The 14228-nt window shown below is 72.4% G+C and carries 14 protein-coding genes; 8 read left to right on the forward strand and 6 right to left on the reverse strand.

The window, feature by feature from the left end; genetic code table 11:
- Nucleotides 1–176 precede the first annotated feature (176 nt).
- Both ACFY0F_RS14495 and ACFY0F_RS14500 read left to right on the forward strand, forming a co-directional pair.
- Nucleotides 177–1199, forward strand: a complete 1023-nt coding sequence (locus ACFY0F_RS14495) for an alcohol dehydrogenase (protein WP_388793017.1) — start codon at nt 177–179, stop codon at nt 1197–1199.
- Between the two features lie 79 nt (nt 1200–1278).
- Nucleotides 1279–1668: a hypothetical protein gene (locus ACFY0F_RS14500; RefSeq protein ID WP_388793019.1), complete on the forward strand. Its 390-nt coding sequence runs from the start codon at nt 1279–1281 to the stop codon at nt 1666–1668.
- Between the two features lie 48 nt (nt 1669–1716).
- On the opposite strand, the gene ACFY0F_RS14505 is transcribed toward ACFY0F_RS14500, so the two are convergent.
- Genes ACFY0F_RS14505 through ACFY0F_RS14515 form a run of 3 tightly spaced genes read right to left on the reverse strand, consistent with a single transcriptional unit; the run spans nt 1717 to nt 4917 of the window.
- A complete protein-coding gene (locus ACFY0F_RS14505; protein WP_388793021.1) occupies nt 1717–3003 on the reverse strand; it encodes a sugar ABC transporter permease in 1287 nt (428 codons plus the stop codon).
- Nucleotides 2994–3773 (reverse strand): ATP-binding cassette domain-containing protein, encoded by a 780-nt coding sequence (locus tag ACFY0F_RS14510; protein ID WP_388793022.1) that lies wholly within the window; start codon nt 3771–3773, stop codon nt 2994–2996. The genes ACFY0F_RS14505 and ACFY0F_RS14510 overlap by 10 nt, the downstream gene beginning before the upstream one ends.
- Nucleotides 3774–3804: 31 nt before the next feature.
- Nucleotides 3805–4917: a sugar ABC transporter substrate-binding protein gene (locus tag ACFY0F_RS14515; RefSeq protein WP_388793024.1), complete on the reverse strand. Its 1113-nt coding sequence runs from the start codon at nt 4915–4917 to the stop codon at nt 3805–3807.
- A gap of 310 nt (nt 4918–5227) precedes the next feature.
- On the opposite strand from ACFY0F_RS14515, the gene ACFY0F_RS14520 reads away from it, so the two are divergent.
- From ACFY0F_RS14520 to ACFY0F_RS14530, 3 genes are all read left to right on the forward strand, one after another.
- Complete coding sequence (locus ACFY0F_RS14520; protein WP_388793026.1) at nt 5228–5410, forward strand: hypothetical protein; 183 nt, start codon at nt 5228–5230, stop codon at nt 5408–5410.
- Between the two features lie 110 nt (nt 5411–5520).
- Nucleotides 5521–6486 (forward strand): ATP-binding cassette domain-containing protein, encoded by a 966-nt coding sequence (locus ACFY0F_RS14525; protein ID WP_388793028.1) that lies wholly within the window; start codon nt 5521–5523, stop codon nt 6484–6486.
- On the forward strand, nt 6483–7277 hold the full coding sequence (locus tag ACFY0F_RS14530) for an ABC transporter permease (protein WP_388793030.1): 795 nt from the start codon (nt 6483–6485) through the stop codon (nt 7275–7277). Before ACFY0F_RS14525 ends, ACFY0F_RS14530 begins: the two co-directional genes overlap by 4 nt.
- Here the strand turns inward: ACFY0F_RS14530 and ACFY0F_RS14535 are convergent.
- From ACFY0F_RS14535 to ACFY0F_RS14545, 3 genes are all read right to left on the reverse strand, one after another.
- On the reverse strand, nt 7255–10389 hold the full coding sequence (locus ACFY0F_RS14535; RefSeq protein WP_388793032.1) for an ATP-binding protein: 3135 nt from the start codon (nt 10387–10389) through the stop codon (nt 7255–7257). The genes ACFY0F_RS14530 and ACFY0F_RS14535 overlap by 23 nt on opposite strands.
- Before the next feature lie 201 nt (nt 10390–10590).
- Nucleotides 10591–11427 carry an isocitrate lyase/phosphoenolpyruvate mutase family protein gene (locus ACFY0F_RS14540; protein ID WP_388793034.1) on the reverse strand — a complete coding sequence of 279 codons (837 nt, stop codon included), beginning with the start codon at nt 11425–11427 and terminating at the stop codon, nt 10591–10593.
- A gap of 197 nt (nt 11428–11624) precedes the next feature.
- The gene (locus ACFY0F_RS14545; RefSeq protein WP_388793036.1) at nt 11625–12098 is read right to left on the reverse strand and encodes an ArsI/CadI family heavy metal resistance metalloenzyme; all 474 of its coding nucleotides are present in this window, start codon (nt 12096–12098) and stop codon (nt 11625–11627) included.
- Between the two features lie 79 nt (nt 12099–12177).
- Between ACFY0F_RS14545 and ACFY0F_RS14550 the strand changes: the two genes are divergently transcribed.
- From ACFY0F_RS14550 to ACFY0F_RS14560, 3 genes are read left to right on the forward strand one after another with little or no spacing between them, the layout of a single operon-like run.
- Nucleotides 12178–12558, forward strand: a complete 381-nt coding sequence (locus ACFY0F_RS14550; RefSeq protein ID WP_388793038.1) for an ArsR/SmtB family transcription factor — start codon at nt 12178–12180, stop codon at nt 12556–12558.
- Nucleotides 12555–13298, forward strand: coding sequence for an aquaporin (locus ACFY0F_RS14555; RefSeq protein ID WP_388793040.1), 744 nt, complete (start codon nt 12555–12557; stop codon nt 13296–13298). Before ACFY0F_RS14550 ends, ACFY0F_RS14555 begins: the two co-directional genes overlap by 4 nt.
- 30 nt (nt 13299–13328) lie before the next feature.
- Nucleotides 13329–13751 (forward strand): arsenate reductase ArsC, encoded by a 423-nt coding sequence (locus ACFY0F_RS14560; protein ID WP_388793042.1) that lies wholly within the window; start codon nt 13329–13331, stop codon nt 13749–13751.
- The last annotated feature ends 477 nt before the right edge of the window (nt 13752–14228 follow it).

Here is a 14228-nt window from a genome sequence, read left to right on the forward strand (position 1 = left end):
GCGCGGGCGTGCGCGGGGCGTGCACCATGGCCCGAGGGGAGCACTGCGGATGGTCCCGATGCCGGAGCCCGGCAGATCGCCGGCTCCGGCAACGGGACCCTGACGCGCGTGAACCTGCCGGTGCTGGTCTGATGGTTTGCGGGGGTCCTTTCGCAACCGCACCCCAGGAGACCCCGATGAGTACGCATCGAGTGGCGCAGGTGGCCGAAGCGGGCGGCCGGTTCGAGATCGTCGAGCGTGAGGTGCCGGAGCCGGGCCCGCGCCAGGTACGGATCGCCGTGGAGGCCTGCGGGATCTGCCACAGCGACGTCCTGTTCGTGAACGCCATGGTGCCGGGGATCCGGTTCCCGGTGGTCCCCGGGCACGAGATCGCCGGACGCATCGAGAAGGTGGGCCCGGGGACGGACGACGTCTGGCGGGTGGGCGACCGGGTCGCGGTGGGCTGGTTCGGCGGCAGCTGCGGCCACTGCACCTCGTGCCGGAAGGGCGACTTCGTGACCTGCGAGAACCTGAAGGTCCCCGGCTGGGCGTACGACGGGGGTTACGCGGAGAAGGTGATCGCACCGGCCGACGCCCTGGCCCGGGTCCCCGACGCGCTGGCACCGACCGACGCGGCGCCCCTGGCCTGCGCGGGCGTGACGGTGTTCAACGGGCTGCGGCGCAGCTCGGCACGGCCCGGCGATCTGGTGGCCGTGCTGGGCATCGGCGGCCTGGGGCACCTCGGGGTGCGGTACGCCGCCGCCATGGGCTTCGAAACGGTGGCCATCGCCCGCGGGGCCGACAAGGCGGACTTCGCCAAGCAGCTCGGCGCCCACCACTACATCGACAGCACGGGGGACACCCCCGTCGCGGACACCCTGCGGTCCCTCGGCGGCGCCGGTGCGGTCCTGGCCACCGCCGCCAACTCCGCCGCCATCACGGCGACCGTGGACGGCCTGCGCGCCCGGGGCGAGCTGGTGGTCATCGGCGCGGACGTCGAACCGCTGGGGATCAGCCCCAACCAGCTCCTCATGACCGGGAAGGTCGTCCGCGGCCATCCGTCCGGCACGGCCCAGGACGTCGAGGACACGATGGCCTTCAGCGCCCTGCACGGGATCCGTCCGATGACCGAGATCATGCCCCTGGGCGAGACGGAAGCGGCCTGGCAGCGCATGCTCTCGGGCGCCGCCCGCTTCCGGATGGTGCTCACCACGGGCTGACGCCGTGAGGGAGGAGCCAAAGCGCGCGAGGATGGAAGGAGCACATCCACACCGACTCGACATGAGAGGAGGAGACGGGATGGCCGATTCAGCGAAGCAGTCCGCTGCCGCTCTGACCACCCTGGAGCCCGCTGCACGCGTGCGGGCCCAGAAGGGGCTGCCGAGAACGGAGCGCACGCGCCTGAGCCCCGTGCGTGAGGGCCCCCAGCCTCGGCAGGAGCGGACCGGGACATCACACACCGACGGCACGGGCACCCAGGCCCGCAGGCTCCGTCCTCAGGTTCCGGTGCCCGGCATGAAGAACCTGCCCGCGAACATGAGGAACCTGCCCGCGAGCATGCAGAACCGGGACCTGGTCTTCTACGGAGGCCTGGGAGCGATGACCGTGGCAGGCGCTCTCGAGTGGCCGGTCGCCCTGGCCATCGGCGGAGCCACCTGGTTGCTGCGCGGCAGGCGGAAGGAGCAGTAACGCCGAAGCGGTACGGAGCCGCGCGGTGCGACACCGGTCCGACGTCCCTCAGACCCGCCCGCGCGACTCCGCGGCGCGCCGCGCCAACGAGTCGAGGACCACCGCGGTCAGCAGCACCCCGGCGGTGACCATGAACTGGACCGAGGGCTCGACGTCCAGCAGCGCCATACCGGAGCCGATCGACTGGATGATCAGCACCCCGAGCAGCGCCGACCAGGCCGAGCCACGTCCGCCGAACAGGCTGGTGCCGCCGATGACGGCGGCGGCGATGGCGTTGATCAGCAGCATGCCGGAGCCCGGGACCTGACTCGCCGAGGTGAGCCGCGAGGCGACGAACAGCCCGCCGACCGCCGCCAGGGCCCCCGACGCCACGAACACGCCGATCCGCACCCGTGCCACGTCGATGCCGGACCGCCGGGCCGCCTCCACTCCGCCGCCCAGTGCGAGGACCTGCCGGCCGTAGGGCGTGCGGCGCAGGAAGACGTCCGAGACGACGACGACCGCGAGGAAGATCAGCAGAGCCAGCGGCAGGCCCTCGAACCGGTCCAGCACATGGACGGTGGTGAACGCGACCAGCCCGAGGAGGGCCGTGCGCACCCAGATCTCGGCCACCGGCCGGTACGGCATCCCGGCGGCGCCGCGGCGCCTGTGGTCGCGGTAGGTGACGAGGAGGTAGGCGGCGGTGCCCGCGGCGGCCAGGCCGTAGGTGGCGGCGGCGGTGCTGAAGTATCGGCTGGTCAGGTGGGCGACCAGCCCGTCGTCGCTGAAGTTGATGGTGGTGTCCGGGCCGAGCAGGTAGAGCATCAGGCCGTTCCAGCCCAGCAGGCCGGCGAGGGTGACGACGAACGCGGGCACACCGATCCTGGCGAAGAGGAACCCCTGGGCGGACCCGGCGGCCGCACCGCAGGCCACCGCGATGGTCACGGCGAGCCATTCCGGCATGCCGAGGTTCACGTTCAGGGCGGCGAACACGGCGCCCGCGAGGCCCGCGAGTGAGCCCCCCGACAGATCGATCTCACCGATCAGCAGCACGAACACGATGCCGACGGCGATCATGCCGGTCCCGACGATGTCCACGCTGAGGACGGACAGGTTGCGCGGCGAGAGGAAGTTGTCGTTGAGGGCCTCGAAGACCGTCCAGATCACGGCGAGGGCCAGCAGGACCGGGGCGGCGCCGAGGCCGCGTTCCCGCACCCTCTCGCGCACTCTTCGGCGTACCGCGCCGCCGTACGCCTTCAGACGTCCGCTGTACCGCCCCCGCCCGTCGTGGCGCGGGTCGGCGTCGGACTCGGCGTCGGGGTCACCGGCCCGGGTCCCTCTCCCTCTCACGGCCACGTCTCCTCCGGAAGGGTCCGGCGGTGGGCGACGGCGTTGTCCGCCGCCCCGGTGATGGAGGAGATGATCTGTTCCTGGGATGTGGTGTTCACGTCGAAGACACCGTTGTTGCGGCCGAGGCGCAGCACGGCGACCCGGTCGGCGACGGCCTTGATGTCGCCCATGTTGTGGCTGATGAGGAGGATGCCGAGGCCCCGGTCACGCAGCTCCTCGATGAGGTCGAGGAGCTGGGTGCTCTGCTCGATGCCCAGGGAGGCGGTGGGCTCGTCGAGCAGGAGCAGTCTGGGTTCGCCGAGGAGGGAGCGGGTGATCGCGACGGCCTGCCGCTGGCCGCCGGACAGCGAGGCGAGCGGCGCGCGGACGTCGGGGACGCGGATGGACAGGGTGTGCAGCAGCTCGCGGGTGTGGCGCTCCATCTCCACCTCGTCGAGGATGCCGCGCCGGTGGATCTCCCGGCCGAGGAAGAGGTTGCCGACGACGTCGAGGTTGTCGCACATCGCGAGGTCCTGGTAGACGGTCGCGATCCCGAGCACCTGGGCGTCCTGGGGGCGCTTGATCTGGATGGCGTCGCCCTGCCACTCGATGACGCCCTTGTCGGCGGGACCGACCCCCGAGATCACCTTGACCAGCGTGGACTTGCCGGCGGCGTTGTCGCCCACGAGGGCGACCACCTCACCGGCCCTGATCTCCAGCTCGACGTCCACCAGCGCGTGGACGGCGGCGAACCGCTTGGACACGCCGCGCAGCGCCAGCAGGGGCTGAACCGGCACGGGACCACCTCCTTCCGCCTCCGGGAAGAGCTCACCGGACGAGTCCGGCCTTGGCGCACGCGGACCGGAACTCCGGGGTGCATATCTGTGCAACCGTGTATATACCGTCCCTCACCAGAGTGTCCTTGACGTTGCGGACGGTCACCGGGACCGCCGGGAGGAGGACCGAGGGGATGTCCTTGGTGGTGGGGCTGTCGACGGTGCCGGTGGCGACGGACCCGGCCGTCCTGCCGCGTCCCAGGGCGACGGCCATCTCGACGGCGACGTCGGCGGCGGCCTTGAAGGGCTTGTAGACGGTCATGGACTGGTCGCCCTTGACGACGCGCTGCACCCCCGCGAGATCGGCGTCCTGGCCGGTGACCGGGGGCAGCGGCGTGACGTCGGTGGCGTTGAAGGCGGAGATCACGGCGCCGGCGAGGCTGTCGTTGGCGGCCAGGACGCCGTTGATGTGGGCCCCGCCCAGGGCGGCGATGGCGCCGGTCATGTTGACGTAGGCGTTCTCCGGCCGCCAGCCGGCGGTGTCGTACGACTTGCCGATCTTCACCTTGCCCTTGAGGACGGAGAGCGCCCCCCGCTCGAACCAGCCGGCGTTGGGGTCGGTCGTGGCGCCGTTCATCATGACGATCTGGCCGCCGTGCGCCTTGGTGCCCATGGCCTTCAGGAGCCCCTCGCCCTGCAGCCTGCCGACCTGCGCGCCGTCGAAGGTGACGTACCCGTCGATCGGACCCTGTGCGAGCCGGTCGTAGGCGACGACCGGGATGCCGGCCCGGTGCGCGTCCTCGACCGACGGGCGGAGCAGCTCCGGGTCGACGGCGGCGACGATCAGTACGTCCACCCGCCTGGTGATCATGGACTCCAGCTGCTGCCGCTGGACCGCCGGGTCCGGTGTGGCGGCGACGGCCACCGAGCAGTGCGGGCACATCTGCTTCAGCTTCTTCTCGATCAGCGGCCGGTCGAACCGCCCGAACCGGGAGGCCCCGCCGCCCGGCATCAGCACACCGACGCTGAGACCGTCCCCACCGCCCCCGCCCCCGCCCCCGCCGCAGGCCCCGGCCAGGACCAGGCCGGCGGCGACCGCGATCGCCATGGCCGCACGACCGGGGGACCTGCGCTTCACGGCCTGAAGGCCGGCACCGAGACCCATCTTGGATTCCCCAGCGGAATGTCCGATACGCCCTTCATGGGCGTTTACGCCAAGCGTAGCCAAGGTGGCGTGGACGGCCCGTCCGGGGCCGTGGCGCGGTGGATCCGCCCGGGCGGAGGCGCCCATCGGGCGAACGCCCGCCGTCGCTCCCCCGTACCCCCTGCCGTACCGCAACCGCCTGGATGCGGATCCGTGGTCCGCTCACCGACCAGCTCCTCGAGGCGCGGGATCGGGTTGCAGTAGGGCGACTCGACCGGGGCCGTAGCAGTGCGAGCAGACGACGTTCCACGGCCTCGCTCATCACGCGCGTGTGAGCGGCGCGCCGGTCCTCTCCGTCCGGCCCGACAGGATCCCCGCCGGCCGGCACCTCCTGGTCGCCTTCCTCCCGGGCCGCACCCAGCCCCACCGCGGGGCGACCATCATCCGGGCCGGCAGGCTCGCCGGCCGCGCGCCCTCCTGCGTCCCCGCCCTGCTGAAGGGCTCCCTCCGCTGACGCGGAGACGGCCGAAGCCGGGCAGCGGGTTTCAGGGCACCGAGCCCGCTCAGGGCGGCTGAAACCGCGGTGAAGCCGCCCTGAACCGCCCGGGCCGCAAGCTCTGCGGCATGACGACGACGGAACACCACCTCGCGATCGCAGCCACCGGGTTGCGCAAGTCCTACGGGGACAAGACGGTCCTCGACGGCATCGACATCCAGGTGCCGGCGGGCACGATCTTCTCGCTGCTCGGGCCGAACGGCGCGGGCAAGACCACGATGGTCAACATCCTGTCCACCCTGATCTCCGCCGACGGCGGCCAGGCGCGGATCGCCGGGCACGACCTCACCGGCCAGGCCCAGGCGGTACGCGCCGCCATCGGGGTGACCGGGCAGTTCTCCGCCGTGGACGGGCTGATCACCGGCGAGGAGAACATGCTCCTCATGGCGGACCTGCACCACCTATCCAAGCAGGAGGGCCGGCGGGTCACCGCCGAACTGCTGGAGCGCTTCGAGCTCGTCGAGGCCGCGAAGAAGCCCGCCTCCACCTACTCGGGCGGCATGAAGCGCCGCCTCGACCTCGCCATGACCCTGGTCGGCAGTCCGCGGATCATCTTCCTCGACGAGCCGACCACCGGCCTCGACCCGCGCTCCCGCCACACCATGTGGCAGATCATCCGCGAACTGGTCTCCGGCGGTACGACCGTCTTCCTCACCACCCAGTACCTGGAGGAGGCCGACGAGCTCGCCGACCGCATCGCCGTGCTCGACGGCGGCAGGCTCGTCGCCGAGGGCAGTGCCGAGGAGCTCAAGCGGCTCGTGCCCGGCGGCCATGTGAGGCTGCGGTTCTCCGACCCGGTGGCGTACGAGCGGGCGGCCACCGCACTGCGCGAGGCCACGCGGGACGACGAAGCGCTGGCCCTGCAGATCCCCAGCGGCGGCAGCCAGGGTGAGCTGCGCGCCATCCTCGACTGGCTGGACGCCGCCGGCATCGAGGCCGACGAACTGTCCGTGCACACCCCCGACCTGGACGACGTGTTCTTCGCCCTGACCGCGACCGCCCCCGCCGCCACCGAGAAGGAGACCGCCCGATGAGCACCTCCGCCCACGCCCTGCGCGACAACCTCACCATGCTGCGGCGCAGCCTCCTGCACGCCCGCCGCTACCCCTCCCTCACCTTGAACGTCCTGCTCACCCCGGTCATGCTGCTGTTGCTGTTCGTCTACGTCTTCGGCACCGCGATGAGCGCCGGCATCAACGGCGGCCACGCGGACCGCGCCGACTACATCGCCTACCTGGTCCCCGGCATCCTCCTCATGACCGTGGGCATGATCTCGCTCGGCACCGCGGTGTCCGTGTCCAGCGACATGACCGCGGGCATCATGGCCCGGTTCCGCACCATGGCCATCTCCCGCGCCTCCGTGCTGACCGGCCACGTGATCGGCAGCGTCATCCAGACGATGCTGGCACTGGTGCTGATCCTGGGCATCGGAGTGGCCATCGGCTTCCGGCCCGACGCGTCGCCGGTGGAATGGCTCGCGGCGGCCGCGCTGATGGCCGCGTTCAGCCTCGCACTGTCCTGGATCGCGGTCGGCATCGGCCTGGTCAGCCCCAACCCCGAGGGGGCCAGCAACCTCGGGTTGCCGCTGACGATGCTGCCGATGCTGTCCAGCGCGTTCGTGCCGGTGGGCACCATGCCGGGCGGGTTCCGCTGGTTCGCCGAGTACCAGCCCTTCTCGCCCGCCATCGAGACCCTGCGCGGACTTCTGCTGGGCAGCGGGATCGGCACGAAGAACGCGCTGCTCGCGGTCGGCTGGTGCGTGGGCCTGACCGTGCTCGGCTACCTGTGGTCCAAGGCGCGGTTCAACCGAGAGCCGCGGAGCTGAGTTCGTGCAGCGCCGCGGCCCGCAACTCCTCCCGCCCCAGGGCGGCGTACCTCGACCTCGCGTCGGCGTACGCCGCCCTGTCGGCGTTCTCGGCCGCCTGCCGGGACCGGGCCGAGGACAGGGTGGGGAAGTCCCGCATGGCCGGCATCCGCTCCGCCAGCGCCAGCAGCCGTACGGCCGCCGTCTCGCCGCGGTCCAGCCCGGCGAAGCCGAGCGCCAGCAGGACGGTGCCGTACACCTGCAGTTCCACCGGCGACCTGTCGTCGACGGGACCGGACAGCATGTCGAGGAGCCGTTCCCGCAGTTGCCCGGGCAGGTGGGCCACCGGTTCCAGCCGGCCGTGCTGTGCGTGCGCCGCCAGCGCGGCCGCCCGCATCTGCAGCAGCCACAGATCCAGGAACGGATCGCCGACCTGCAGCAGGCTGCCCTCCCGTATCCGCTCCACCGCCTGGCGCCACAGGCCGAGCCCGATCTCGGTCAGCCCCCGGGCCAGCGCGATCTCGGCCCGGGCCGGGAGAGCCTGCGCGTAGATCTCGGCGGACTCCGGCTGCTGCTCCAGGGCCGCGAGGCCCAGCCAGTACTCGGCCTCGTCGACCTCCCCGCGCTGGAGACAGGCGACCGCCAACCCGCCACGGACACCGATCGCGTCCGACCAGTCGTCGAACTCGCCGAGCGCCTCCGCCGCCCGCAGATGCTCGTACGCCTCCGCACCGCGTTCGGACTGGAGGCACAACTCGCTGATCCGCCCATGGCTGAGCAGCAGCATGGGCGGATTGCCGAGCGGCGCCAGCGCGGCGAGCATCCGGCGGGCGCACTCGAGCGCGCGTTCCGCGTCGTGCCGGGACTCCCACACGTAACTGGCGACGCCTGCCGCGATGCCCGCCAGCATGGGCTCGTCGGCGTCGCAGAGTTCCTGCAGCCGGGCGTACCGCGGCGGGTGCATGTCCGGGACGGCACCCAGCACGACGGCCAGCGCCCGCAGCACGGTGTCGGGAGGGGCGGGCGGCAGACGGCGCAGTGTGACGAGCTGGCGCACGGCGTGCGGGCCGTGGCCCATGAACAGCCCGGCCGTGCACACCACCGCCGCGCTCCGCGCCGCCTCGACGTCCTGTGCCCCGGGGCGGAAGTGGGACAGCGGCCCGCCGGTCTCGGCGGCGAGGGTGGCGAGCCGGGTGTAGTTGGTGCCGGCGGACCACAAGGAGGCCAGCGCGGCGGTGACGGCGGCGATGGACGGTCCGTCGGCGCGGGCCAGGGCATGCCGCAGCGCCAGTACGAGGTTGTCCTGCTCGGTCCGGATACGGGCGAAGGAGGCCACCGCGTCGTCGCCGAACAGCACGTCGTGATGAGCGCGGCCGAAATCCCGCGCCCAGGCGAGGAACCGGTCGGTGACCAGCTCCTCCTCGCCGGCCTCGGCCCGCTGGGCGGCACCGAACTCCCGCAGGGTCTCCAGCATGTGGAAACGCACCCCGGACGGGCTGTCGCCCACCTTGACCAACGACTGGTCGGCGAGCTGCTCCAGCAGGGACAGCGCGTCCCCCGTCCCGCCCAGGACGCACTGCGCGGCCTCCTGGGTGAAGCCCCCGGGGAACACCGACAGCGCGCGCAGCGCCGCCCGGCCGTCGGGCTCCAGCAGGTTCCAGCTCCACTCGACCACGGCCCGCAGCGTGCGGTGCCGCTCGGGCGCGTCTCGGGCCCCGCCGCGCAGCAGCGCGAACCGGTCCCGGAGCCGGCGCGAGATGTCGGCGACGGACAGCACCCGCACCCGGGCCGCGGCCAGCTCCACCGCGAGCGGCAGCCCGTCCAGGTGACGGCAGATCTCCGCCACCGTGCCGGCGGGGAGTTCCACACCGGGCCGGGCCGCCCGCGCCCGCTGCGCGAACAGCTCGACGGAGGTCGCCAGGGACAGTTCCGGCAGGGCGTACACGGACTCCGAGGTCAGCCCGAGCGGAGCCCGGCTGGTGGCCAGCACCCGCAGCCCCTTCGACCGGGACACCAGCGCCTGTACGAGACATGCCGCGCCGGCGACGACCTGCTCGCAGTTGTCCAGGACCAGCAGGGCGGGGCCGGTGCCCAGCGCGGCGACGATCCCGCTCACCGGGTCCCCGCCGCCGGGGAACTGCCGGCCGTCCCCCGTGCCGACCGCGGAGGCCACCTCACCGGCCACGTCGTCGTCGGCGGTGACACCGGCCAGCGGCACGAAGTGCACCACGGGCTGCTCGGCGGCCCGGCTCACCGCGTGGGAGAGACGGGTCTTGCCCAGCCCGCCGGGCCCCATGACCGTGACCACCCGCGCCTCGCGCAGCAGCCCGGCCACGGCGGCGACGTCCGCGTCCCGCCCCAGCAGGGGGTTCGGCTCGTGCGGCACACCCTGACGGACCCGGGGTGCGTCCGCGTTCAGCAACTCCTGGTACACCGACCTCAGTTCGGGACCCGGGTCGGTGCCGAGCGCGTCACGCAGCCCGCGGCGGTAGGCGTCGTACCGGGTCAGCGCGGCGGCCCGGCCCGCCGTGGCGGCCTCGCAGCGCAGCAGCTCCGCCAGCACCTCCTCGTCCCGGGGCAGCTCCCGGGCCAGCTCGGCCAGCGGACCGGCCGCCTCCTCCCGCCGGCCCAGCCGGGCCAGGGCGAGCGCCCGGCACCGGACCAGGGCCCGGTGGGTGCGCGCCCGGTCGGCACGGAGGGACACCACCGGATCGCGCAGGTCCTCCCCCGCCCCCGCGCCCACCCTCCCGTCCCACAGGGCCAGGCCCGACTCGGCCTCTGCCAGGGCGCCTTCGTGATCCCCCGCCCTCGCGCGTCCGGCACTCGCCGCCTCGTGCAGCAGCAGCGCGGAACTGTCGACCCGCGTCTCGTCCAGCGCCAGCCGGTACCCCGTCGACGTGCTCACCACCAGCTCGGCGCCCACCTGCGCCCTGAGCCGCGACACGAGGATCTGCACCGCCTTGCCGGGCCGCTCGGGCAGTTCGTCCGCCCACAGCCCCTCCACCAGCCGGCCCGTGCTGCACCCGGTGCGCAGATCCGCCGCGAGCAACGCCAGCAGCCCGCGCAGCCGCGGCGCGGTGATCTCCTTCCCGCGGCAGGCGACACGGGACAGCAGCGCCAACTCGGTAGTCACACCCGAAGGTTAGGGCCTGTCCGGCGGATCACGCCCGTGCCCGGCCCCGCGGGAACCGGCCGGGAACGCGGCGGGGCCGTGAGGGCCTGGTCGAAGCGGCCGAGCACACTGCTGGACCAGCTCGTCGCGCGCTGGGCGGCGGCGCTCTGAGCGAGCGCGCGGGGGAGGGGCCGGTGGTGCCACCGGCCCCACCCGCCGTGCTCAGGAGCTGAAGAGGCCGTCCACCTCGGAGAAGTCCAGCGAACCGGCCAGTTCCTCGTACGTGCCGGAGCCGAGGAGTTCCAGCGTGGAGCGGCGGGCCGCCGTGTACGCGGCCTGGGCGATCGCGGTGCCGACGCTGACGCGGCGCACCCCGGCCTTGGCCAGCTCGGCCACACTGGGCCCGCCGGGGCCGGCCATGGCGTTCACCGGCAGCGGGGAGCGGGCGGCCAGCTCGCCGAGGACGGCCAGGTCGAGCAGGCCGGGCACGAAGATGCCGTCCGCGCCGGCCTGCGCGTAGGCGGCGGCGCGGTCCAGCACGTCCGCGAGACGGCCGGACTCCTCGCCGATACCGAACAGGTACACATCCGTTCGGACGTTGATCACCAGCTCGGGCAGCCCGGCCGCCTCCGCCGCGGCGCGCGCGGCCGTGATCCGCTCCGCCTGCTCCTGCGGGGTGAACAACGGGCCGCCGGGGGCCCTGGAGTCCTCCAGGTTGACGCCCACCGCTCCCGCGGCGACCACCGCGGCGACCGTCTTCGCCACCTCCTGAGGGGCCGCGCCGTAACCGGACTCGATGTCCACGGTCACCGGGACGTCGACCGCTGCGGCGATCCGCGCGGCGGCCGCGAGCATCTCGTCGCGGGCGGCCCGCTCACCGTCGCCCCTGCCGAGGGACCAGGCGACACCACCACTGGTCGTGCCGATCGCCGGGGCGCCCGCGGCGGCCATCACGGCGGCGCTGCCCGCGTCCCAGGCGTTGGGCAGCACGAGGACCGACTCCGTGCCGAGCGCGCGCAGCCGCTGGGCCTTGTCCTTGGTGCTCTGGTCAACTGTCATGGTTTTCCGGTGCCTTTCGTGGTCGGCACAGCTCTGTGCTGCGGTTCGCGTGACGATCGCGACGGATCGTTGCACGGGGGTGGGGAACAGGGGTGAGATTCGGACGACCGGGACTGCGGTCAGCGGTCCCGCGGCGGGACGCCCCGGAAACGCCGGAAGCCAGGTAGTGGATCCACTACCTGGCTTCTGAGTCCTGGTCACTGGCCGCATGCACATCCGGCGGCTGCCGGGGTCTCCTCGGTGGCCTGGCTGGTGCAGCAGCCGTCGCCGGTGGCGTCGGGGTCGGTGCTCTTGCCGAGGGTGTCGGCGTCGGCCTTCACGACGTACACCTCCCAGGGCTCCTTGCCGGGGCCGTGGACCCACACCTTGTCCTGGAGGGCGTAGCAGCAGGAGGTGTCGTTCTCCTCGAAGGTGGCCAGGCCGGCGTCCTTGAGCCGGGTGGTGGCCGCGTCGACCTGTTCGGTGGACTCGACCTCTACGCCGAGGTGATCAAGGCTGGTTTCCTGGCCGGACTCGCCCTCGATCAGTACGAGCTTGAGCGGTGGCTCGGTGATGGCGAAGTTGGCGTAGCCCTCGCGCCGCTTGGCCGGTTCGGTACCGAACAGCTTCGCGTAGAAGGTGATCGACGCTTCGAGGTCGCTGACACGCAGGGCGAGCTGAGCACGGGACATGGCAGGGCTCCCATCGGCTTGCATTGATGTTTGTCGATGCAAGCTTGCGCCTTGGATCGAGGGACGTCAATATAGGCGCATGTCGAAACAGGAGCTTGTGGTGCTCGGGCAGAGCAACGAGAACGGCGCATGCTGCCCGGGGCTGGTGACCGCGCCGCTGGACGAGGACCAGGCGGCGGAACTGGCGAAGCTGTTCAAGGCGCTGGGCGACCCGGTACGCCTGCGCCTGCTGTCGCTGATCGCCTCGCGGGCGGGCGGTGAGGTCTGCGTCTGTGACCTGACCCCGGCCTTCGACCTGTCCCAGCCGACGATCTCGCACCACCTCAAGCTGCTCCGGCAGGCCGGTCTGATCGACTGCGAGCGGCGCGGCACGTGGGTCTACTACTGGGCACTGCCCGCCACTCTCGACCGGCTCGCCGCCTTCCTGACGACGTCGCAGACCGCCGAGGCAACCGCATGAGCGCTCCGCTGGGCCGCCGGGCCGTCGCCGAGGCCGTGGGGTCGGCGGCTCTGGTCGCGGTGGTCGTCGGCTCCGGCATCCAGGCCACCGAGCTGACCAGGGACGTCGGCGTGCAACTGTTGGCCAACTCGCTGGCCACGGTCTTCGGCCTGGGCGTGCTCATCGCGCTCCTGGGGCCGGTTTCCGGTGCGCACTTCAACCCGGTCGTCACCCTCGCGGCCTGGTTCACCGGCCGCCGCAGCGAGGACGGGTTGACCGCGCGGGATGTCGCCGCGTACATCCCGGCCCAGCTCGCCGGATCCATCGCCGGTGCCCTCGTGGCCGACGCCATGTTCGGCAAGCCGCTCGCGCAGTGGTCCACCCATGACCGCTTCGCCGGTCACCTGTGGTTGGGCGAGGTGGTCGCGACCGCCGGACTCGTCCTGCTGATCTTCGGACTGGCCCGCACCGACCGCGACCACTTCGGGCCCGTGGCCGTGGCCTCCTATATCGGCGCGGCGTACTGGTTCACGTCGTCCACCTCGTTCGCCAACCCGGCGGTCACCATCGGCCGGGCCTTCACCGACACCTTCGCCGGCATCGCCCCCGGCTCGCTCGGCCCGTTCATCGCGGCCCAACTGGTCGGCGCCGCGCTGGGGCTCGGGCTGGTGGTCGCGGTGTTCGGACGCCCGGCGCCCGCACGGACCGCCTCCGCCCTCGTCCAGGGCGAATCCGAGCTCGCGGCCCCCACACTCCCCTGACCGGCATCCGCCCAGAAAGACGCATCCGCCATGAACAACCCTGCCGAACGTCCGTCCGTGCTCTTCGTCTGCGTCCACAACGCCGGACGCTCCCAGATGGCCGCCGCGTTCCTCACCCACCTGGCGGGCGACCGCGTACAGGTCCGCTCCGCCGGGTCCGCGCCCGCCGACACGGTCAATGCGGCCGTCGTCGAAGCGATGGCGGAGGCAGGCATCGACATCTCCGCGGAGGTGCCCAAGGTGCTCACCGTGGAGGCCGTCCAGGCCTCCGACGTGGTCATCACGATGGGCTGCGGCGACACCTGCCCCGTCTTTCCCGGCAAGCGCTACCTCGACTGGGAACTCCCCGACCCGGCCGGGCAGGGCGTCGACGCCGTACGCCCCATCCGCGACGACATCGAAAAGCGCATCCGCGGGCTGCTCGACGAGATCGCCCCGGCGAGCCGATCCTGAGTGCCGCGACCGCCGTTCGCACCGTGGTCGTGGGTTCTGTGCGCGCCGATGAGGTCCAGGAGAACCACGACGCGCGGCGGAGGCTCGACTGCCACTGTCGGTCGCCGTTTCCGGAGCGGAAATAACGCAGATGGACAGGCACACGAAAACAGGTGGGCCCACCTAGGAACGTTCCTAGGTGGGCCCACCTGGTGTTGCGGCTGTCGGGGTGGCGGGATTTGAACCCACGGCCTCTTCGTCCCGAATGAGGTTCGGGTGGTGAGCCTGCCAGCCTCGCTCGCGTTTCCGCAGGTCGGAGTGGTGGGCTCGGTTGGTCTCGCGGGGCCTGGAAGGGGTTCGGGGAGCGGGTTGGCTCCCAGATGGCTCCCAGCAGGAAACGGTCAGCATGTGCCGCCGAGCTTGCGCATTAGCTCGGTGACCAGCGCGTGGTCGCGAGCGGCGTCGAAAGGCTCGGACGGATCACGCAAGATGCGGCCT

The organism is Streptomyces sp. NPDC001544, from assembly GCF_042894285.1.
GTDB lineage: Bacteria > Actinomycetota > Actinomycetes > Streptomycetales > Streptomycetaceae > Streptomyces.

What these genes read in the sequence shown, in the direction of transcription:
- ACFY0F_RS14560 (WP_388793042.1), top strand. Translation starts at nt 13,329, where the DNA reads ATGAACAACCCTGCCGAACGTCCGTCCGTGCTCTTCGTCTGCGTCCAC.
- ACFY0F_RS14515 (WP_388793024.1), bottom strand. Translation starts at nt 4,917, where the DNA reads ATGGGTCTCGGTGCCGGCCTTCAGGCCGTGAAGCGCAGGTCCCCCGGT.
- ACFY0F_RS14540 (WP_388793034.1), bottom strand. Translation starts at nt 11,427, where the DNA reads ATGACAGTTGACCAGAGCACCAAGGACAAGGCCCAGCGGCTGCGCGCG.
- ACFY0F_RS14530 (WP_388793030.1), top strand. Translation starts at nt 6,483, where the DNA reads ATGAGCACCTCCGCCCACGCCCTGCGCGACAACCTCACCATGCTGCGG.
- ACFY0F_RS14545 (WP_388793036.1), bottom strand. Translation starts at nt 12,098, where the DNA reads ATGTCCCGTGCTCAGCTCGCCCTGCGTGTCAGCGACCTCGAAGCGTCG.
- ACFY0F_RS14495 (WP_388793017.1), top strand. Translation starts at nt 177, where the DNA reads ATGAGTACGCATCGAGTGGCGCAGGTGGCCGAAGCGGGCGGCCGGTTC.
- ACFY0F_RS14555 (WP_388793040.1), top strand. Translation starts at nt 12,555, where the DNA reads ATGAGCGCTCCGCTGGGCCGCCGGGCCGTCGCCGAGGCCGTGGGGTCG.
- ACFY0F_RS14525 (WP_388793028.1), top strand. Translation starts at nt 5,521, where the DNA reads ATGACGACGACGGAACACCACCTCGCGATCGCAGCCACCGGGTTGCGC.
- ACFY0F_RS14550 (WP_388793038.1), top strand. Translation starts at nt 12,178, where the DNA reads ATGTCGAAACAGGAGCTTGTGGTGCTCGGGCAGAGCAACGAGAACGGC.
- ACFY0F_RS14500 (WP_388793019.1), top strand. Translation starts at nt 1,279, where the DNA reads ATGGCCGATTCAGCGAAGCAGTCCGCTGCCGCTCTGACCACCCTGGAG.